Annotated in this window: 22 protein-coding genes; 19 read left to right on the top strand and 3 right to left on the bottom strand. The window is 62.0% G+C overall.

All coding sequences use genetic code 11. The features are described 5' to 3' along the window. Window positions 1-38 precede the first annotated feature (38 nt). Window positions 39-860, bottom strand: a complete 822-nt coding sequence (locus ACFPN2_RS14330) for a ComF family protein (protein ID WP_380597620.1) — start codon at window positions 858-860, stop codon at window positions 39-41. Between the two features lie 140 nt (window positions 861-1,000). Here ACFPN2_RS14330 and bioB point away from each other — a divergent pair, with 140 nt between their 5' ends. The 8 genes from bioB (at window position 1,001) to ACFPN2_RS14290 (ending at window position 7,754) form a co-directional block, all read left to right on the top strand. Next, window positions 1,001-2,059 carry a biotin synthase BioB gene (gene bioB, locus ACFPN2_RS14325; protein ID WP_380597619.1) on the top strand — a complete coding sequence of 353 codons (1,059 nt, stop codon included), beginning with the start codon at window positions 1,001-1,003 and terminating at the stop codon, window positions 2,057-2,059. Between the two features lie 97 nt (window positions 2,060-2,156). Further along, window positions 2,157-3,029 (top strand): malonyl-ACP O-methyltransferase BioC, encoded by an 873-nt coding sequence (gene bioC, locus ACFPN2_RS14320; RefSeq protein ID WP_380597617.1) that lies wholly within the window; start codon window positions 2,157-2,159, stop codon window positions 3,027-3,029. A gap of 66 nt (window positions 3,030-3,095) precedes the next feature. Further along, complete coding sequence (locus tag ACFPN2_RS14315; protein ID WP_380597615.1) at window positions 3,096-3,617, top strand: DUF2244 domain-containing protein; 522 nt, start codon at window positions 3,096-3,098, stop codon at window positions 3,615-3,617. A gap of 73 nt (window positions 3,618-3,690) precedes the next feature. Continuing rightward, window positions 3,691-4,554: a cytochrome c oxidase subunit II gene (gene coxB, locus ACFPN2_RS14310; RefSeq protein WP_380597613.1), complete on the top strand. Its 864-nt coding sequence runs from the start codon at window positions 3,691-3,693 to the stop codon at window positions 4,552-4,554. Window positions 4,555-4,561: 7 nt separating this feature from the next. Next, window positions 4,562-6,160, top strand: a complete 1,599-nt coding sequence (gene ctaD, locus ACFPN2_RS14305) for a cytochrome c oxidase subunit I (protein WP_380597611.1) — start codon at window positions 4,562-4,564, stop codon at window positions 6,158-6,160. Then, window positions 6,160-6,285: a hypothetical protein gene (locus ACFPN2_RS14300; protein WP_380597609.1), complete on the top strand. Its 126-nt coding sequence runs from the start codon at window positions 6,160-6,162 to the stop codon at window positions 6,283-6,285. The genes ctaD and ACFPN2_RS14300 overlap by 1 nt, the downstream gene beginning before the upstream one ends. A gap of 1 nt (window position 6,286) precedes the next feature. Continuing rightward, complete coding sequence (locus ACFPN2_RS14295) at window positions 6,287-6,826, top strand: cytochrome c oxidase assembly protein (RefSeq protein WP_380597607.1); 540 nt, start codon at window positions 6,287-6,289, stop codon at window positions 6,824-6,826. A 43-nt stretch (window positions 6,827-6,869) separates the two neighbouring features. Further along, a complete protein-coding gene (locus ACFPN2_RS14290; protein ID WP_380597605.1) occupies window positions 6,870-7,754 on the top strand; it encodes a cytochrome c oxidase subunit 3 in 885 nt (294 codons plus the stop codon). A 66-nt stretch (window positions 7,755-7,820) separates the two neighbouring features. Here the strand turns inward: ACFPN2_RS14290 and ACFPN2_RS14285 are convergent, their stop codons facing one another. Beyond that, a complete protein-coding gene (locus ACFPN2_RS14285) occupies window positions 7,821-8,021 on the bottom strand; it encodes a twin transmembrane helix small protein (RefSeq protein ID WP_380597603.1) in 201 nt (66 codons plus the stop codon). Between the two features lie 93 nt (window positions 8,022-8,114). Here ACFPN2_RS14285 and ACFPN2_RS14280 point away from each other — a divergent pair, with 93 nt between their 5' ends. The 11 genes from ACFPN2_RS14280 (at window position 8,115) to ACFPN2_RS14230 (ending at window position 18,647) form a co-directional block, all read left to right on the top strand. Then, a complete protein-coding gene (locus tag ACFPN2_RS14280) occupies window positions 8,115-8,822 on the top strand; it encodes an SURF1 family protein (RefSeq protein WP_380597601.1) in 708 nt (235 codons plus the stop codon). Beyond that, on the top strand, window positions 8,806-9,420 hold the full coding sequence (locus ACFPN2_RS14275; RefSeq protein ID WP_380597599.1) for an SCO family protein: 615 nt from the start codon (window positions 8,806-8,808) through the stop codon (window positions 9,418-9,420). Before ACFPN2_RS14280 ends, ACFPN2_RS14275 begins: the two co-directional genes overlap by 17 nt. Window positions 9,421-9,544: 124 nt before the next feature. Next, complete coding sequence (locus ACFPN2_RS14270) at window positions 9,545-10,108, top strand: hypothetical protein (RefSeq protein ID WP_380597597.1); 564 nt, start codon at window positions 9,545-9,547, stop codon at window positions 10,106-10,108. Between the two features lie 51 nt (window positions 10,109-10,159). Beyond that, the gene (locus tag ACFPN2_RS14265) at window positions 10,160-11,512 is read left to right on the top strand and encodes a c-type cytochrome (protein ID WP_380597595.1); all 1,353 of its coding nucleotides are present in this window, start codon (window positions 10,160-10,162) and stop codon (window positions 11,510-11,512) included. A 36-nt stretch (window positions 11,513-11,548) separates the two neighbouring features. Further along, window positions 11,549-13,318 (top strand): cbb3-type cytochrome c oxidase subunit I, encoded by a 1,770-nt coding sequence (locus ACFPN2_RS14260; protein WP_380597593.1) that lies wholly within the window; start codon window positions 11,549-11,551, stop codon window positions 13,316-13,318. Between the two features lie 142 nt (window positions 13,319-13,460). Continuing rightward, entirely contained in the window at window positions 13,461-14,150 is a 690-nt protein-coding gene (locus ACFPN2_RS14255; protein WP_380597591.1) for a cytochrome c oxidase subunit 3, read from the top strand. 13 nt (window positions 14,151-14,163) lie between these two features. Continuing rightward, on the top strand, window positions 14,164-14,838 hold the full coding sequence (locus tag ACFPN2_RS14250) for a heme-copper oxidase subunit III family protein (protein WP_380597589.1): 675 nt from the start codon (window positions 14,164-14,166) through the stop codon (window positions 14,836-14,838). A gap of 11 nt (window positions 14,839-14,849) precedes the next feature. Next, window positions 14,850-15,242: a cytochrome C oxidase subunit IV family protein gene (locus ACFPN2_RS14245; protein ID WP_380597588.1), complete on the top strand. Its 393-nt coding sequence runs from the start codon at window positions 14,850-14,852 to the stop codon at window positions 15,240-15,242. Between the two features lie 188 nt (window positions 15,243-15,430). Beyond that, a complete protein-coding gene (locus tag ACFPN2_RS14240; protein WP_380597586.1) occupies window positions 15,431-16,426 on the top strand; it encodes a COX15/CtaA family protein in 996 nt (331 codons plus the stop codon). A gap of 79 nt (window positions 16,427-16,505) precedes the next feature. Beyond that, a complete protein-coding gene (cyoE, locus tag ACFPN2_RS14235; protein WP_380597585.1) occupies window positions 16,506-17,411 on the top strand; it encodes a heme o synthase in 906 nt (301 codons plus the stop codon). Between the two features lie 15 nt (window positions 17,412-17,426). Continuing rightward, window positions 17,427-18,647 (top strand): VanZ family protein, encoded by a 1,221-nt coding sequence (locus ACFPN2_RS14230; RefSeq protein ID WP_380597583.1) that lies wholly within the window; start codon window positions 17,427-17,429, stop codon window positions 18,645-18,647. A gap of 1 nt (window position 18,648) precedes the next feature. Here ACFPN2_RS14230 and ACFPN2_RS14225 read toward each other — a convergent pair whose 3' ends face one another. Continuing rightward, window positions 18,649-19,341 carry a COG3650 family protein gene (locus ACFPN2_RS14225; RefSeq protein WP_380597581.1) on the bottom strand — a complete coding sequence of 231 codons (693 nt, stop codon included), beginning with the start codon at window positions 19,339-19,341 and terminating at the stop codon, window positions 18,649-18,651. Window positions 19,342-19,541 lie beyond the last annotated feature (200 nt).

Here is a 19,541-nt window from a genome sequence, read left to right as displayed (position 1 = left end):
CCCGCCTTCGGCGGGGAAGTTCGATCAGGGTACTGGGGCTACTTCCGCTCCGCCCTCGCCACCGCCCACACTTCGATCCACTCCGCACCGGCCGCGCGCAGCAGCTTGGAAATCTCGTTCACAGTACTGCCGGTCGTAACAACGTCGTCAACAATCGCGACATGTCGTGCAACCAGCGGTGCAGTCAACACGAACGCATGCTGTGTATTCTTAAGCCGTTCTTTTCGATCCAGCGACGCTTGCTCCTGAGTCTCGCGACAGCGCGACACTAAATGACTATTCAATGTGAGGCCGAGCGACTGACACACCGGCAGCGCCAACTCACGCGCTTGATTGAATCCGCGCTCGCGATAGCGAGCCAGGCCGAGCGGCACGGGAATGACCAACTCCGGCCGCGTGTCCCGTCGCGAAAGATGGCGCGCCAGCAGTTGCCCCAGAACCCGGCCGTAAACAAGCTCACGTCGATACTTCAGCCCCTGAACCATGCGATCGACCGGAAACGCATAACGAAACGGCGCGACGCAAGCGTCAAACACCGGCGGCTGCTGCAGACAGCGACCACACAGCGCGATCTTGGAATGGTTCAACGGCAGCGGCTCAGCGCAATGCTCGCAGGCGTTATCGTTAAGCGGCAGGTCGCCCTCGCACCCGGCGCAGAGATCGAGAACTTCCTGGCCCGGTGCGAGCCAAGAAGTGAAGAAGTCTCGCCGGAGGCCACTTTGCCCACAAAGAGCGCACAAGGGCGGCCACAGACAGCGCGCGGCGGCGCCGGCCAGCCGCGCAACGGGCGCGATACTCAAATGCCGGGAGCGCAGAGCTGCGCAGGATCGGCTGATAATGTCGACTGCGGTTCCCAACATCGGTTGACAGGCTTCCCGGCCGCCACGAATACTTCCCGCCAGCATTCGGCCCGGCGGGCCGACCCTGCGTGACGGTGAGCGGCAGCATGAAGCGCCCTGGCCGCGCGCAGTGGCCCGAATAAGTGAGGTTTGTCGTGGAAATGACCCGTTCCGAAGCCGTTCGCAACGCTACGCTGGTCGATCGCCTGGGTGCCGTGCGCACCGACTGGACGCTGGACGAAGTGCGCGAGCTGTTCGCGTTGCCGTTCTCCGATCTCATGTACCACGCGCAACGCGTGCACCGGCTGTACTTCGATCCCAACCAGGTGCAGATCAGCACGCTGCTGTCGATCAAGACCGGCGCGTGCCCGGAAGACTGCTCGTATTGCTCGCAGAGCATCCGCTTCGAGACCGGTTTGAAGTCCGAGCCCTTGATGGATCTCAGCGACGTGATGGAAAAGGCCCGCGCGGCCAAGGCGAACGGCGCCACTCGCTTCTGCATGGGCGCGGCCTATCGCAGCCCGAAGCCGAAGCAGCTCGCGCAGATCGTCGACATGATCAAGGGCGTGCGCGCGATGGGAATGGAAACGTGCGTGACGCTCGGCATGCTGACGCCGGACCAGGCGCATCAGCTCAAGGACGCGGGATTGGATTACTACAACCACAATCTCGACACGTCCGAGTCTCACTATAAGAAGGTGATCACGACGCGCACCTATCAGGATCGTCTCGACACGCTCGAAGCCGTGCGCAACGCGGGTATCAATGTGTGTTGTGGCGGCATTCTCGGTCTGGGCGAGAAGGAACAGGATCGCGCCGAGCTCCTTCATACGCTGGCGACGCTGCCTCAACATCCGGACAGCGTGCCAATCAATCAGCTCATGCAGGTGCAGGGCACGCCGCTGTACGGCGCGGAAAAACCGGACGCGCTGGATTTCGTGCGCGTGATTGCAATCGCGCGGTTGTTGATGCCGAAGGCGCATGTGCGCTTGTCGGCCGGTCGCTCCGGCATGAGCGATGAAACCCAGGCGCTGGCGTTCCTCGCGGGCGCAAACTCGATTTTCTACGGCGACAAGCTGCTCACGACCGAGAATCCCGAAGAAGATAAGGACCGCCAGCTGTTCGCGAAGCTTGGCATCACGGCCGAGCCGCTGGCTCAGCAGCACAGTGCGCCGACTTGCTCGCGTCGGCATGAGGATGAGCAGCTCATCGCAAGCTGAGGGCCCAGGGGCTCAACGACACCGCATATAAATAGTTGTCGTTGCTCGCCCGGCCCGGAATGAGCCGCGGCTATGGGCATCGCGATATCCTTGGCGCATGCCCGACGAGTATTACCTCGACCCCGCCCGTGTAAGACGTTCTTTCGACAAGGCCGCGAAAACCTACGACGCCGCGAGCGGGGTCGCGGCCGAAATCCGTAATCGATTGCTTGAGCGGCTCGACTTCGTGAAGGTCCAGCCCAAGGTCGTGCTGGATCTCGGCGCCGGCACCGGGCACGCGAGCAAGGCGCTCAAGCAGCGCTACAAGAGTGCCGAGATCGTTGCGATCGACTTGTCGCCGGCCATGCTGGTCGAGGCGAACCAGCGGCAAAGCTGGTTCAAACGGTTCCACCGGATCGCGGCCGATGCGCATCGGCTCCCCATCAAAGACGGCAGCACCCAGCTGGTCTTCAGCAACCTGATGCTGGAGTGGTGCCACGATCCCGACGCCGTGTTCCAGGAAATCCGGCGGGTCCTGCAGCCCGGCGGGCTGCTGACCTTCGCCACCCTCGGCCCGGACACTTTGCGCGAATTGCGCGACGGTTGGCGCAAAATCGACGCCCACCCCCATGTTCATCGCTTTATCGACATGCACGACCTGGGGGATGCGCTGATGCGCGCGGGGCTGGCCGAGCCGGTGATGGATACCGAGCGGCTGACCGTAACTTACCCGGACCTCGACGCGTTGCTGTCCGAGCTGGCGGCGAGCGGATCGACCAATCTGGCTCACGGCCGGGCCCGGGGCCTGACCTCCAAAGCTCAGTTCGAAACGCTCCGAAACGCCGTCCGGCCGGCCGCGGGACAGGCCGTACTACCGGTCTCGGTGGAAGTGGTCTACGGTCATGCCTGGGCCGGCGAGCTCCGCCCCCGGTCTCGGGCCGGCGGCGAAGTGCGAGTGCCGGTGACCAATCTGACCGTTCGGAAACGTTAAGTTTTTAGAAATCGCTCGGTAGCTGTCACAAAGATAAACCATCGCTTTGACAACAGTATCTACACGATGAACGCTCGGGCCGATCTGCCGCCGCCTCGCCCGACCCCGGACGCCGCTCCCCCGGAACGGGTGCTCGAGCTCATGCCGCACCGGTCGCTCACGCCCAAGACCGCGCGCATCTTCGTCGGGTTGGTGGCAGCCCCGACTTTTGCCGTCGCTCTTATGTTTACAGCTCAGGGGTTCTGGCCAGTCCTGCCCTTCGCCGGCCTGGAAATCGGCCTGCTGGCCTGGGCGGTCCGTGCCTCCATGCGTTCAGGGCTGGAGCGGGAAACCATTACGGTAACGCTCGACTCGGTGATCATCAGACACTGGGACCGGCGCGGCGTGCAGTCATCGGTATTTCCTAGACATTGGTCGAGGGTTACACTCCACGCCCCGCCGGCGGCGCTACATCCCAGCCGACTCATGTTGGAGTCGCGTGGTCACGCCTACGAGGTGGGCAGGTTTCTCACAGAGGACGAGCGCCGCAGCCTCGCGGTGCGTCTACAGCAGCTGGTGGGGAATATGAATGAAACGCCCGCGCTATGAGGTAGCGCGGCGTTGAACTGCGGGCGCGCTGCGCGTCGCGGGCAGAACGAAGCACTTGGGAGCATTAGGGCCAATGAAGATCGTGAAATACGCCGCAGCCGGTTCATTAGCGGCGGCAGCGTTTTTGCCCACCGGGGCGGCGCTGGCGGCATGGGAAGTGAACATGCCCGTCGGCGTGACGGAGCTGAGCCGCGACATCCACGGCCTGCACATGATGATCTTCTGGATCTGCGTGGCGATCGCCTTCGCGGTATTCGGCATGATGATCTATTCGATCGTGAAGTTCCGTCACTCGCAGGGCGCGGTGCCGGCCACCTTCGATCACTCCACCAAGGCCGAGATCATCTGGACCATCATTCCGGTCGCGATCCTGGTCGGCATGGCGATTCCGGCCGCCGCCACGCTGGTGAAGATCGAGGACACCCGCAACTCCAACCTGACCATCAAGGTCACCGGTTATCAGTGGAAGTGGGAGTACGAGTACCTCGATCAGAAGGTGAAGTTCTTCTCCACGCTGGCTCACGACAGCAACGCCGCCCGTCAAACCGGTTCGGGTATCGATCCGAAGTCGGTGCCCAACTACCTGCTCGAAGTCGACAAGCCGCTGGTCGTGCCGGTCGGCGCGAAGGTACGCGTGCTGCTCACTTCGAACGACGTAATCCATGCCTGGTGGGTGCCGGCCTTCGGCATGAAGAAGGACGCCATCCCGGGCTTCGTCAATGAATTGTGGTTCCGCGCCGATGAGCCCGGAATCTATCGCGGCCAGTGCGCCGAGCTGTGCGGTCGCGACCACGGCTTCATGCCGGTGGTCGTGCATGTGAAGCCGCAGGCCGAGTACGACACTTGGCTCGCCGAGCAGCAAGGGGGCGGTGCTCCCGCCGCCGCTGCCGCCCCAGTTGAGAATGCAGCGCCGGTAACGGCCGCTGCCGCGGAGTAAAGAGACCATGGCAAACGCACACGCTCACGATCACGCTGGTCACGATCACCACGACGATCACGGCCCGGCCAAGGGTATTGGCCGCTGGCTGTTCGCGACCAATCATAAAGACATCGGCACGATGTACATGCTGTTCAGCCTGCTGATGTTCTTCATCGGCGGCGCGATGGCGATGGTGATTCGCGCCGAGCTGTTCAAGCCGGGCATGCAGCTGGTCGATCCGATGTTCTTCAATCAGATGACCACCATGCACGCGCTGATCATGATCTTCGGCGCCGTCATGCCGGCGTTCGTCGGTCTGGCGAACTGGATGATCCCGCTGCAGGTCGGCGCGCCGGACATGGCGCTGCCGCGTATGAACAACTTCAGCTTCTGGATCCTGCCGTTCGCGTTCACGATGCTGATCGGCACGCTGTTCGTGCCGGGCGGCTCGCCCGCCGGCGGCTGGACGATGTATCCACCGTTGTCGCAGCAGACCGGCGAAGCGTTCCCGATGCTGATCTTCGCCGTTCACTTGATGGGTGCTTCTTCCATCATGGGCGCCATCAACGTGATCGTGACGATCATGAACATGCGCGCCCCGGGCATGTCCTTGTTGAAGATGCCGATCTTCGTGTGGACCTGGCTGATCACGGCGTACCTGCTGATTGCGGTGATGCCGGTGCTCGCGGGCGCCGTGACCATGCTGCTGACCGACCACTACTTCGGCACGACCTTCTTCGAGGCGGCCGGCGGTGGCGACCCGGTGATGTTCCAGCACATCTTCTGGTTCTTCGGTCATCCCGAGGTGTACATCATGATTCTGCCGGCCTTCGGCATCGTCTCGGAGATCATCCCGACGTTCTCGCGCAAGCCGCTGTTCGGTTATGACGCGATGGTGTACGCGACCGCTTCGATCGCCTTCCTGTCGTTCATCGTGTGGGCGCACCACATGTTCACGGTGGGCATGCCGCTGGCCGGTCAGATGTTCTTCATGCTCGCGACCATGCTGATCGCGGTGCCGACCGGCGTGAAGGTGTTCAACTGGACCGCGACCATGTTCAAGGGCTCGATCAGCTTCGAGCCGCCGATGTTGTTCGCGATCTCGTTCCTGTTCCTGTTCACCCTCGGCGGTTTCTCGGGCCTGATGCTCGCGATCGTGCCGGCGGACTTCCAGTATCACGACACTTACTTCGTGGTGGCGCACTTCCACTACGTGCTGGTGCCGGGCGCCGTGTTCTCGCTGATGGCCGCCGCGTACTACTGGCTGCCGAAGTGGACCGGTCACATGTACAACATGAAGCTGGCCAAGGCGCACTTCTGGCTGTCGACCATCTTCGTGAACGTGCTGTTCTTCCCGCAGCACTTCCTGGGTCTGGCCGGCATGCCGCGTCGTATCCCGGACTACTCCACGCAGTTCGCCGACTGGAACATGATTTCCTCGATCGGCGGTTTCGGCTTCGGTCTGTCGCAGCTGCTGTTCGCTTACATCGTGTTCTCCTGCATCCGTGGCGGTGAGAAGGCGACCGATAAGGTTTGGGACAGCGGCCGTCCGCATGGCCTGGAATGGACGCTGAGCTCGCCGCCGCCGTATCACAGCTTCGAAACCGCTCCCGAAGTGAAGTAATGGCTACCGAGATTTCGGATTCGGACCGTAAACGCGGCATTACACGCACCGTCATCTGGTGCGTGCTGCTGGCCGCGACGTTCTATTTCGGTTTCATCGCCATGGCGGTGATGCGCTCGCACTGATATGGAAGAGGCAACCCTCAAGAAGGCGAATCGCTCGCTGACCCGGCAGCTGTGGATCTTTGCTGCCGGCAGCTTCGCGTTCGGCTTCGCGCTGGTGCCTCTGTACAACGTGATTTGCGACGTCACCGGCTATGGCGACAAGACCAAGCTGGTGCAGGCGAGCAACTTCACCGCGCCGGAAGACGTGAACCGGGTCGTGACCATCGAGCTGATGGGGGATGCGCCGTCGATCGGCGATTGGGAGTTCCGGCCCGAAGTCGGATCGATCGAAGTGCATCCCGGCAAGCTGACCGAAGCGAAGTTCTACGCGCGCAACTTGCGCACGCAGGCGGTGGTGGCGCAGGCCATCCCCAGCATCGCTCCGTTGCAAGCGACCAAGTACTTCCACAAGACCGAATGTTTCTGTTTCACGCCGCAGCCGTTCGACGCGCAACAGGAGCGAGAGCTCACGGTGCGCTTCATCGTCGACCCGAAGCTGCCCGTGAACATCGATCGCTTGACGCTCTCGTACGTCATGTACGACGCGAAGAGCACCAGCTGATTTTATTTGAACTGAACTGTTTCGAACTGAGTGGCAGATAACTATGGCCCACGCACAGACCACGCACGCGCCGTCCGAGAAGTATTACGTCCCACACAGTAGCCCGTGGCCGCTCGTCGGCTCGATCGCGCTGTTCACCACCGTGGGCGGGGCGGCGCTGTGGCTCAACCATTCCCAGTCCGGCCCGTGGGTGATGACGGTCGGTTTCGGCATCCTGCTGTTCATGTTCGCCGGATGGTTCGGCGCCGTGATCAAGGAGAGCGAAGAGCGCTTCTACAACGACGCGGTGGACCGCTCGTTCCGCATGGGCATGATGTGGTTCATCTTCTCCGAAGTCATGTTCTTCGCGGCGTTCTTCGGCGCGCTGTGGTACGCACGTAACTTCTCAGTGCCCTGGCTGGGCGGCGAAGGCACCCGCGCGCTGACCAAGATCATCCGTGGCGATAACTACGAAGCGGCGTGGCCGACCGACGGCCCGGGCGACGTGGGTGGCGATTTCGACGTGATTCCGGCGTTCGGCCTGCCGGCCATCAACACCGCGATCCTGCTGACCTCGGGTGTGACCATCACCATCGCGCACCACGCGATCAAGGCGGGCAATCGCGCCGTCCTGAACATCTTCCTGGCAGCGACCTTCCTGCTGGGCTTCCTGTTCGTGTACCTGCAGGCGCACGAGTACATCGAGGCGTATCAGCACTACAACTTGAAGCTGACCTCGGGCATCTACGGCTCGACCTTCTTCATGTTGACCGGCTTCCACGGTTTCCACGTGACCATGGGCGCCATCATGCTGGCGGTGATCTGGTTCCGCTGCTTGAAGGGTCACTTCACGCCGACGCATCACTTCGCATTCGAAGGCGTGGCCTGGTACTGGCACTTCGTCGACGTGGTGTGGCTGGGCCTGTTCGTGTTCGTGTACTGGCTGTAAGCAATCGACAGTCGTACCGCGACTTCCCGGGGCCGCCGCGTCAGATGAAGCGGCGGCCCTTTTGCTTTACATGCCCTTCGGCGTGATCAAGCCCTGCGACCAGGCCAGCAGCAGGAGCACGAACAACAAGATGGACAGACCGACGCGCACGGACAGCGCGTTGACCATCTTCTTCGACGAGCCCTTGTCGGTGACCAGATAGAACAGACCGGACGCCATGCTGAGCACGATGGCGACCAGGCAAGCGATGATGACGAATTTGACCATGGGACTCTCCTGATCCGGCGCCTCGCGGATCGTAGGCAGTATATCGTGAGCCCTTCCCAGACAACGCCGCGAACCCGCGTTTGGCGCCCGAGCATGTTCGGCGCCGCGCTGACCGTGTTCGGCGTGACATTCTTTATCTGGCTCGGATTCTGGCAACTGGGTCGGGCCGAGCAAAAGCAGGCGCTGCTGGACCAGTACGCCACCGCGCAGCAGACGCAGGTAGAAATCACCACGCAGAACGCCGCGAACCTGCCGCGCTATCAACGGGCCACAGTGTCCGGTCGCTTCGATCCGGCTCATCAGATATTGCTCGATAACATGCCGTCGCATGCGGGCCAGCCCGGCTATCGGGTGCTCACGCCTTTTGGAACATCGGCCGGCTGGTTGCTGGTCGACCGCGGCTGGTTGCCCATGGGCAGCACGCGCACTCAGTTGCCGGACATCTCCGTGGGAAATGACGAGCGCACGATCACCGGCACCATTGATGAGCTGCCTCGAGCCGGCATCCAGTTGGCCACACCGCCCGTCGACCCGAAGACGCCCTGGCCCCGTGTGCTCAGTTTCCCGGAGCGGCCGGCCCTGGAACAGCAGTTGGGGCGCCCGCTCATTGCCGGATTGTTGTTACTCGATGCTTCACAACCCGACGGTTACGAGCGCGTCTGGGAAGCTCATCTCGGCTTCATGCCGGAACGACACATCGGCTACGCCGTGCAGTGGTTCGCGTTCGCGGTCGCTGCCGTGATTCTTTTCGTCATCACCAGTTTCCGTACCAGGAAGGCAACAGATGAATCGCCCCGTTGAACAAACATCCCAGGGCCCCCGGTCGCGGAAACAAATCTGGATTCTGATCGGCGCGTTCTTCGCGCCGCTCGCGTTAGCGTTCCTGCTCTATTACGGCATGGGCATTCGGCCGACCGGCACCACCAATAAGGGCGATCTCATCAGTCCCGCGGTCCCGCTGCCTGAAGTAGAGCTGCCCGGCGCGACGGATCAAACGCTTGCGGCCAATGCCCTCCGCGGCAAATGGAGCATGGTGTTCATCGGCGATGGCGCCTGCGATGCGCGATGTCGGGAAGCCCTTACGTTGATGCGTCAAACGAGACTGGCGCTCGGCGACAAGATGGAACGAGTCCAGCGCGTGTTTCTAGTCACCGGCAACTGCTGTGACCAGGCTTATCTGGAAGCTGAACACGACGGCCTGTTGCTCGGACGCATCGACAATCCCGCGGGCCAGACATTATTAGAAACATTTCCGGATACAACGCAGGCCGCCGGGCTCGGGCGTATTTATCTGGTCGATCCGCTGGGCAATCTGATGATGAAGTACGAGCCTGGTGCGCCGCAGAAAGGATTATTCGAAGACCTGAAGAAATTACTGAAGCTGTCGCATATCGGCTAACTGTGACACACTCGTGCCGCTAGCGAAGGAGTGCGCCACGGCATTTCATCGCATGCAGACTGGATTTGAATAAAGAGGTATTGCGTAACGGTTGATTAGTTCTGCAGCCCCCGGGGGATTTGCCATGAAATGCATCTACTATCTGACGTCGACGCTGAAGAGCACTCAGGACGTGTCCGATGATCTGCATGAAGTGGGCGTCGAAGATTTCTATCTGCACGTGATCTCCAAGGACGAGTGCGGCCTCAAGAAACAGCACATCCATTCCTCGAACTATTTAGAAACCCTGGACATTGTCCGCGACGGTTTCATCGGCGCCGCGATCGGATGCGTGGCCGGCTTGATCGGCATCTCGCTGCTGATGTACTTCAAACCCCTGGGTGCCGACTTCGAAATACCCACGCTGGTGTACGCGCTGCTGGTTGGAGCGGCGACCTTGTTCGGTGCGTGGGAAGGCGGCCTCACCGGCATCGCCACCGAGAACAAAAAGCTGGCCCGGTTCCACGACGATATCGCGGCGGGCAAATATCTCATCCTGGTGTATGTCGGTAAGAACCAGGAAGCAACGGTGCGCAAGATGATGGACGAGCGTCATTCGGACGCCGACATGGTCGCCATCGATTCCCATTGCGTCAACCCATTCACCGGAGTCGACCGGGTAGCACAAAGAGCCGCAACCAGAACCTGAAGTCACAACAACAATAAGTGCGCTTCAGGGAATCGAAGAGGGGACTCGCCCATGGTGATAGCGATCGCGCTAATCGTGCTCGTAGTGGCCACCGTGTTGTTTCATTTCTTGAGTCCGTGGTGGTTCACGCCCATCGCATCCAACTGGACCATGGTCGACTCGACCGTGGATGTGACGTTTTGGGTGACGGGCATCGTGTTCGTCGCAGTGAATCTGTTCCTGGCCTACTGCCTCATTCGTTACCGGCACCGCAAGGGCAATAAAGCTCACTACGAGCCGGAGAACAAGAAGCTCGAATGGTGGCTGACGGGCATCACCTCCGTCGGCATCGCGGCGATGCTCGCACCGGGCCTGTCGGTGTGGGCCAAGTTCGTCACCGTGCCCGACGATGCCTCGGCGGTCGAAGTGCTCGCCCAGCAATGGGCGTGGGCTTATCGATTCCCCGGTAAAGACGGTCAGCTCGGCGCGTCCGCCGCCAATCTGATCAGCGTCGACAATCCGTTCGGCATGGACCCGAACGATCCGGTCGGTCAGGACGATGTGCTGATTCAGAATCCACAGCTGCATCTGCCCATCGACAAGCCGGTGAAGATGTTATTGCGCGCGAAGGATGTGAATCATCAATTCGCCGTGCCGCAGTTTCGCGTGAAGATGGACATGGTGCCGGGCATGGTCACGCATTTCTGGCTCACGCCCACGCGCACCGGTGAGTTCGACGTGCTTTGCGAGCAGCTGTGTGGCATCGCTCATTTCGCCATGCGCGGCCGCGTCGTGGTCGATACGCAAGAGGACTTCGATAAGTGGCTCAGCGCACAGCCGACTTTCGAGAAAACGCTCGCCGCGACTAAGGGCGATCCTGCTGCCGGCCAGGCGTTGTTCACCGCATGTAGCGCCTGTCACGGCGCGCAGGCCGAAGGCAATCGCGAGCTGAATGCACCGAAGCTCAGCGGACAGTCCGACTGGTATCTGATGCGCCAGATCCAGAGTTTCAAAGGCGGCGTGCGCGGCTCGAACGACCAGGACACGTTCGCGAAACAGATGATTCCGTTCGCGTCCATGCTCGCCGACGACACCGCCATTCGAAACGTCGTTGCTTATATCAAGACCCTGCCCGAAGTCCGGCCGGCGGCCAGCGTGGTCGGCGATCCGGTTCGCGGCAAGAAACTTTATGAAACCTGCACGGCCTGCCACGGCGCCAATGCAAAGGGCGTCTGGTCGACCAACGCGCCGCGCCTGTCGAACATGAGCGACTGGTACATGGCGCGCCAGCTCGAGCACTTCCGCGCCGGCATTCGCGGCGGTCATCCACAAGACTTCCACGGCGCACAGATGCGCTCGATGGCCAAGGTGCTCGCCGACGATCAGGCCGTCGCCGACGTTCTCGATTACATACGGACCTTATAGAAGGCTCTCTAGAACATGTAGAAGGAGTGTGTGTCGATGGCCTTTGTAGCAATCGCCGATCGCGATCACGAGCACGCCCTGCACGATCCGCAGAGTTTTATTCGTAAGTACATCTGGAGCCAGGACCACAAAGTCATCGCCGTGCAGTACGCCCTGGTGGCGATCTCCATCGGCCTGGTGGCGCTGACGATGTCCATCCTGATGCGGCTGCAGCTGGGCTTTCCGGATACGTTTCATATCATCGCGCCGCAGGACTATTACCAGTACATCACCATGCACGGCATGATCATGGTGATTTATCTGCTGACGGCGCTGTTCCTCGGCGGCTTCGGCAACTATCTCATTCCGCTGATGCTGGGCGCGCGGGACATGGTGTTCCCGTATCTAAACATGCTCAGCTTCTGGTTCTACCTGCTCGCGGTGATCGTGTTATGCGCCGGCTTCTTCGTGCCCGGCGGTCCGACCGGCGCAGGATGGACGCTGTATCCACCGCAAGCGGTGCTACCAGGTACACCGGGCGCCAGCTGGGGCATCATTTGTATGCTCGCGTCGCTCGCGATCTTCATCGTCGCGTTCACCATGGGCGGCCTCAACTATGTGACGACGGTGCTGCAAGCCCGCTGCCGAGGCATGACGTTCATGCGCATGCCGCTGTCGGTGTGGGGCATCTTCATGGCCTCGATCCTCGGCTTGCTGGCGTTCCCGGCGCTGTTTGTTTCCGCGATCATGATGGCGCTGGACTCGCTGATCGGCACCAGCTTCTTCATGCCCGCCGTGTCGTCGATGGGCCAGAACACTGTGCACACCGGCGGCAGCCCGCTGCTGTTCCAGCATCTGTTCTGGTTCTTCGGTCATCCCGAGGTTTATATCGTCGCGCTGCCGGCGTTCGGCATCGTGTCCGATCTGCTCAGCACGCATGCCCGTCGTAACATCTTCGGCTATCGCATGATGGTGTGGGCGATTCTCGCCATCGGCTGTCTGAGCTTCGTCGTGTGGGCGCACCACATGTATGTGAGCGGCATGAACCCGTACTTCGGCTTCTTCTTCGCGACCACGACGCTGATCATCGCGGTGCCGACGGCCATCAAGGTCTACAACTGGGTGCTGACCATCTGGCGCGGCGACGTGCATCTCACCGTGCCGATGCTGTTCGCCATCGGGTTCATCTTTACGTTCATCAATGGCGGTCTGACCGGATTGTTTCTTGGCAATGTGACTGTCGACGTGCCGCTGTCGGGCACGTACTTCGTGGTCGCGCACTTCCATATGGTGATGGGTGTGTCGCCGATTCTGGTGGTGTTCGGGTCCATCTATCACTGGTACCCGAAAATCACCGGGCGCATGTTCGATGAGCGGCTTGGCAAGTTTCACTTCTGGATGACGTTCCTCGGCGCGTACGCGATCTTCTTGCCGATGCACTACATGGGCATCCTCGGCGTGCCGCGTCGTTACTACGGCTATACCGATGCCATTCAGTTCATCCCCCCGTCGGTGCATGAGGCCAACGAATGGATCTCGATCTCGGCCATGCTCGTCGCGGCCACCCAGCTCGTGTTCCTCTACAACCTGATCCACTCGTACTTCAAAGGCCCGGTCGCCGATCCGAATCCGTGGAAGGCAACGACGCTGGAATGGCAAACACCGGATACGCCACCGAAGCACGGCAACTGGGGCAAGGATCTGCCTGAAGTGCACCGCTGGGCCTACGACTACAGCGTGCCCGGGGCGCCGGAAGACTTCATTCCGCAGAACGTGCCGCATTCGGAGAAGACGCCGGTCGGTCGTGAGCATGGGGTGCCGACGTGAACCGCATCCACGCCAGTCTCGACGCGAGCCGCGTCCGCCTTACCGGCGTGACCGGCGCCCGCTCGAGCCGCGGCGCATGTGTAGCGCGGGCATCGCGAAGCGATAGCCCGCAAGTGCGGCAGCACTCTGGGAGGCTGCGGCCATGAGTCTGACCGTCGCGTACGCCGCGCTCGCTACGGGCATCGCTGTTTGGGCGGTGCTCGTGATGAAGTTGCGCGCGAAGCCGTGGGAGGCGACGGCCGCCACGGCGGCTGGTGGAACGGGCTTCAACGTTTCGGCGAAGCGCATCGGCTTGTGGATCTTCCTCGCGGTCGTTACATCGCTGTTCTGTTTGTTCCTCTCCGCCTACTACATGCGGATGGGCGAGCATGCAGGCCACGGCACGCTGGCTGCCGCCGATTGGCAGTCGATTCGCGATCCCTCCATTCTCTGGTTCAACACTGTGCTGCTGATCTTCGGCAGCGTCGCCATGCAATCGGCGCGTTCAGCGGTGGCTAGCAGTCAGGTCCAGCAAACTCGAGTGCGGTTGTTTGCAGCGGGCTTGCTGACGTTCGCCTTCCTCATCGGGCAATTCCTCGCCTGGCGAGAGATTCGTTATTCGCCATTGTTCTCGCCGCTGAACCCAGCGGTCGCATTTTTCTATGTCCTCACCGCCGTGCACGGCCTGCACCTGCTGGGCGGATTGTTTGTCTGGGCGCGCACCCTGACGCGCTCGTTGCGTAAAGACGTGGAGCTGATCGACGTGCGTTTGAGCGTCGAGCTCACCTCGGTCTACTGGCACTACCTGTTGCTGGTCTGGCTGGGATTGTTCGCGGTGTTGTTATCAACGTGAGCGAGAGAAAAGCATGAGCCACGAGCCCGCCACATTGGAACCCGGCTTCAAAGGCGTGACCGCCGACTGGTCCGCGGACAAGCAGGCCTTCCCGGTGCCTTGGGGCAAGGCGATGATGTGGATCTTCCTGCTCTCGGACACGTTCATTTTCACGTGCTTCCTCACGTCGTACATGAACGTGCGCATGTCGACCACCGCGACCTGGCCGAACCCCAGCGAAGTGTTCGCGCTCCACGTCGGCGGTCAAGACATTCCGTTGCTGCTGATCGCCATCATGACCATGGTGCTGATCACCAGCAGCGGCACGATGGCGATGGCGGTGAACTTCGGCTATCGGCGCGATCGCAAACGCACGGCGCAACTGATGTTTGCAACGGCGGCACTGGGACTGTGTTTCGTCGGCATGCAGGCCTTCGAATGGACCAAGCTGATCGTCGACGAAGGCGTGCGGCCCTGGGCCAACCCGATGGGCGCGGCGCAGTTCGGCTCGTCGTTCTTCATGATCACCGGCTTTCACGGCATGCACGTGACCGGCGGCGTGATTTATCTCAGCGTGGTCGCGTCCCGCGTGTTGAGCGGCTTCTACGATCGCAAGGGCACTTACGAGACCGTCGAGATCGCCGGCCTGTACTGGCACTTCGTCGATCTGGTGTGGGTATTCATTTTCGCGTTCTTCTACTTGTGGTGATGGAGAGCGGCATGGCGGTAAGACAGCACGATATTCAGGCGGCGGACCTACCCGCGGATCATTCGCCTGCGCACGCAGCTGCGCAGGGCACCCATGCGGAAGGTCAGCAGCACCCCATCAAGTTGTATTTGTGGATCTGGGCGCTGCTGTTCGTGTTCAGCGCGTTTTCCTACATGGTCGATTACTTCCGGCTGCAGGGCGCGCTGCGCTGGACATTGATCATCGTGTTCATGCTGATCAAGGCGAGCTTCATCGTCGCGATCTTCATGCACATGGCCTGGGAGCGACTGGCATTGAAGCTGGCCATCCTGGTCCCGCCCCTGGCGCTACTGATCCTGATCGGGTTGATGGCCATCGAAGGCGACTACACTTTCCTCACGAGGCTTGCCTCGTTCGTCAAGTAATGCTCGACTAACTCGGGATCGGGCATCCTGCCACGACCCTCGTGCGAGCAGGCAAAAGGCGCGACTTTTGCCTGCTCGCTCGCCGCCTCCGGCGCGGGGTACATCCCTGTACCCGGGGTGGCACTCGCCAGCGATGGTTTCGCTTATGATTGCGCCCCGCTCAAATACGCCTGGATCTCAGCAGATTCATGACTCCTCGTTTGCTTCTGTTTCGCCGCCTGGCGCTGGCCGGCGTGCTGCTCGCGCTGGTTGTGGTGGTACTCGGCGCCTGGGTGCGTCTGAGTGCCGCGGGCCTCGGCTGCCCGGACTGGCCGGGCTGTTACGGCCACTGGAGTGCCGGCAGCGCGGCCGAGAACATCGACACCGTCAACGAGGCGTTCCCGCACCGGCCGCTCGAGTATCACAAGGCCATCAAGGAGATGGTGCACCGATACTTCGCCTCGGGCCTGGGCTTTCTGATTCTGGTGCTGGCCGGCCTCGCGATTGCCAATCGCAAGGACCCTCAGCAACCCGTGGCACTGCCGCTCGCGCTGGTGGCTTTGGTGATTTTCCAAGGGCTGCTCGGCATGTGGACGGTGACCCTGCTGCTCAAGCCGCTGATCGTCGTGCTCCATCTGATCGGTGGCTTGTCGACGCTGTCGCTGCTGGCGTGGCTGGCGATGTCGCCGAGCACGGCGCCCGAGCGGTGGAGCCCCGCCAGCGCCGGATTGCGCAAGCTGGCCGGCATCGGCCTGGCGGTGCTGGCGCTGCAGATCATGCTCGGCGGCTGGACGAGCAGTAATTACGCCGCCCTCGCCTGCCCGGATTTTCCGACCTGCCAGAACAGCTACTGGCCCCACATGGACGTGAAGGACGCGTTCGTGCTGTGGCGAGGGCTGGGCATCGACTACGAAGGCGGTGTGCTGGATCACCCGGCGCGCGTGGCTATCCACTTCGTGCATCGGCTGGGCGCGATTGCCGCGGCGATCATTCTGGGTGGGTTGAGCTTCCTCGCCTGGCGACGGGGCACCACGCCGGCGGTGCGTACTGGCGGCCTATTGCTTGGATTGGTGCTGATCGCGCAGCTCATCCTCGGCCCGGTCATGGTCATGCGGGCGTTGCCGCTGCCGCTGGCCACTGCACATAACGGTGTGGCCGCGCTGTTGCTGCTTGCGACAGTTCGCATGAACAGATTGTTACGGTAGCGGCATCCTGCCCAGCACACTCGACGCACAGCCGATCGGTTGCCTGTAGAATCGGCCGCTGGTCACCGCCGTCTCGCCTATGTCCGCCGTGCAAACCTCGTCATTTCAGCCTGCCGCCTCCTGGCGCGATTACTACGAGCTGGGCAAGCCCCGCGTGGTGATGCTGATCATGTTCACGGCCATTGCCGGCATGTTCCTGGCGGCACCGAGCTGGCCGCCGGCCAGTGCGCTGATTTTCGGTACGCTGGGCATTGCCCTGGCGGCGTCCGCGGCGGCCGCGATCAATCATGTGCTGGATCGTCGTTTCGACGAACAAATGGCACGCACCCGTAATCGGCCGCTGCCCACGGGCCATGTCACTGAACGTCAGGCCTTGAGCTACGCGCTGGTGCTCGCGGTCCTGTCGATGGTCCTGTTGTGGGGCTGTGTGAATGCGCTGACAGCCGTGCTCACGTTCTGCTCGCTGATCGGCTACGCGGTGATCTACACGGTCTGGCTCAAGCACGCGACTCCGCAGAACATCGTCATCGGTGGCGCCGCCGGTGCAGCTCCGCCGGTGCTCGGTTGGACCGCTGTCACGGGCTCCGTCGATCCGCACGCGCTGCTGTTGTTCCTGATCATCTTTACCTGGACGCCGCCGCACTTCTGGGCGCTGGCGATCGCACGGCGCGATGAATATGCGAAGGCCGGCATTCCGATGCTGCCCGTTGCCTACAGCAGCGACTTCACGCGGCTGCATATTCTGCTGTACACGATCCTGCTCGTGATCGTGACGCTGCTGCCCTACCTCACCGGCATGAGCGGCCTGATCTATCTCGCGGCGGCGCTGATCCTCGGCGCATTGTTCCTGTTCCGCGCCTTGCAGTTGAAGGTGCGTCAGGACGCCCGTCTGCCCATGCAGACTTTCGGTTATTCGATCACCTACCTGGCACTGCTATTCGCTGCGTTGCTGATCGATCACTATGTGACTATCCGGCTGACTTAGTCCTACCCTCGCATCGTGGCTCCGGCGCGCACACCACGAAGCTCGATTCCCTGGCTGACGGCAGCGGTCATCGCGCTGATCCTGTACGGCTCGCTGTATCCCTTCAATCTCAAGCCCGAGGTGCAGAGCGACCTGCTCGGCGCGCTCGGTCAGTTGTCATGGGCCCGCGCCGGACGCGGCGATCGCATCTCCAATGTGCTGCTGTATCTGCCACTCGGCTTCTGTCTGTATTTGTGGCTGAGCGAACGGTTGCGGCGGGGCCCGTCCGTGACGATCGCGTGGGCACTGGGCACGCTGTTGTCGCTGGCGATCGAGGTCGCGCAGGTGTACGTCTCGAAGCGCGTGCCGAGCCTCACCGATCTCGCGTTGAATTCCGGCGGAACGTTGCTCGGCGCCATTGGCGGCATGGGCTGGACTGCGCTCAGTCATCTGATGCACATACCCTCGCGGGTCGAGAAACAAACGCGCGATCCGGGCGCGATGCTGTTGATCGGCTTGTGGCTCGCGTGGCGCTTCGCGCCGTTCGTGCCTCAGTTCGATCTGGGTAAATTGAAAGCGGCGCTCCGGCCGCTGTTCAATCCCACGTTCGACTTCGTCACCGTACTGATCTTTCTCACCTGCTGGCTGGTCGTGAATCAGGCGGTCGCGGCGATGGTGAGCCGTCCGCGGCGCTTGGAAACATTGTTGTTGCTGATGGCCGCGGTGCTGATCGGCCGACTGATCGTCGCGAATCAGGCGTTCGTGCCCGCCGAATTGCTGGCGCTGTTGTTGTTGCTGCCGATGGTCGTGCTCATGCATCGCCTGCGGCCGCGGCCGAGGCGCGCGTCGCTGGTTCTGGCCGTCGTCGCATTACTGATCATCGAAGAGCTGGCGCCCTTCAACTTCTCGCCGCACGCCGCGCAGTTCGATTTCTGGCCGTTCCTGGCGCTGGTCGACTCCGGCTGGGACCTGACCACGGTGGACTGGGTGCCGGTGTTCGGCAAATTGTTTCTTTATGGCGCCTTGCTGTGGGTGGTGCGTGAGTGGGGCGCATCCACCGACTTTGCATTCGGCGTGATGCTCACCATCGCCACTGTCGTCGAGGTGCTGCAAATCTGGCTGCCGGCCGAACATGCGTCCATCACCGATCCGCTGCTCGCGCTGACCATCGGCCTGGTGTTTCGTTCGTTATATCGACGGCATCGCCCGCGACGCTTCGCGGGCGCGACCAACGATCTTTCCTTGCGGGAACGGTAGATCAGAAGGTCCGGCTGCCGACGCGGGCGCAACCGGTATGTTGCTTGCCGTCCAGCAGCGCCTTGGCGGCGTACGCAAAGTACTCGCCCGACATGTCATCGCGACACGCCTGAGCTTCGATCAACAATTCGATCTTATGATCGTTGTTGGCGGCCGTGTAACTGACGGCACCTTCCGCATCCTGCGTCTGCGGCGCGGCGATGGAGATCTCTTTGGGCTCGTCGGTCTGACGCCAGACCAACGCCGCTTCGGTGACCTCGGCGCTCCAGAACGGCTCGTTGCCACGGGCGGCGACGATGTAATCCTGCGCCGGCGCATCGCATCCGCGCGTCTGTCCGTCGGGTGCTGCGTACAGGGCTTCTTCCAACATGAAGCTGCCCGCGAAGCCCGCAGGCGCGGGTTGATCGATAGAACGTTCGCCGTACGCCTCGATGTACAGCTTCAACGCCGCATCGGCGCCCTCTGCATTTTTCTCGCCGGCGAACTCGCGCTTGAGCACGCCGTCGGTCTGATCGACCAACAGCAAGTCGCTCTGCTCGCCGCACGGACGGAAGCTGCTTCGGTCGGCGGACAGCGTGACGATGCCGCGCTTGATGGCGAGGCCCGATTCCGCGGGTGCCTCGGAGGTCGCGGAGGGGTCAGACGGAAAACTGGACGTATCCGTGTCCGCCGCGGGCGCCGCAGCTGGAGCCACGGGCTCCGGCGCCTGGGAGCATCCCGCCAAGGTCAGCAAAACCGCGCAATGGGAAAGTAACATCCCGCGCCAAACACGCATGCACGCCTCCCGGCGAACCACCCTGGTGGCACAGCATATAGAAACGGCCGGCCTGCTAGAATGCGCGGCCTCGGTTTCACGGCTCTTGCCCCACTCTGGGGCGGCGGCCAGTCATGAGG

Origin of the sequence: Steroidobacter flavus (assembly GCF_042651805.1) — a bacterium.
GTDB lineage: Bacteria > Pseudomonadota > Gammaproteobacteria > Steroidobacterales > Steroidobacteraceae > Steroidobacter > Steroidobacter flavus.
Note: the sequence above shows the minus strand (reverse complement) of the source record. Positions and strands in the feature narration are given on the sequence as shown.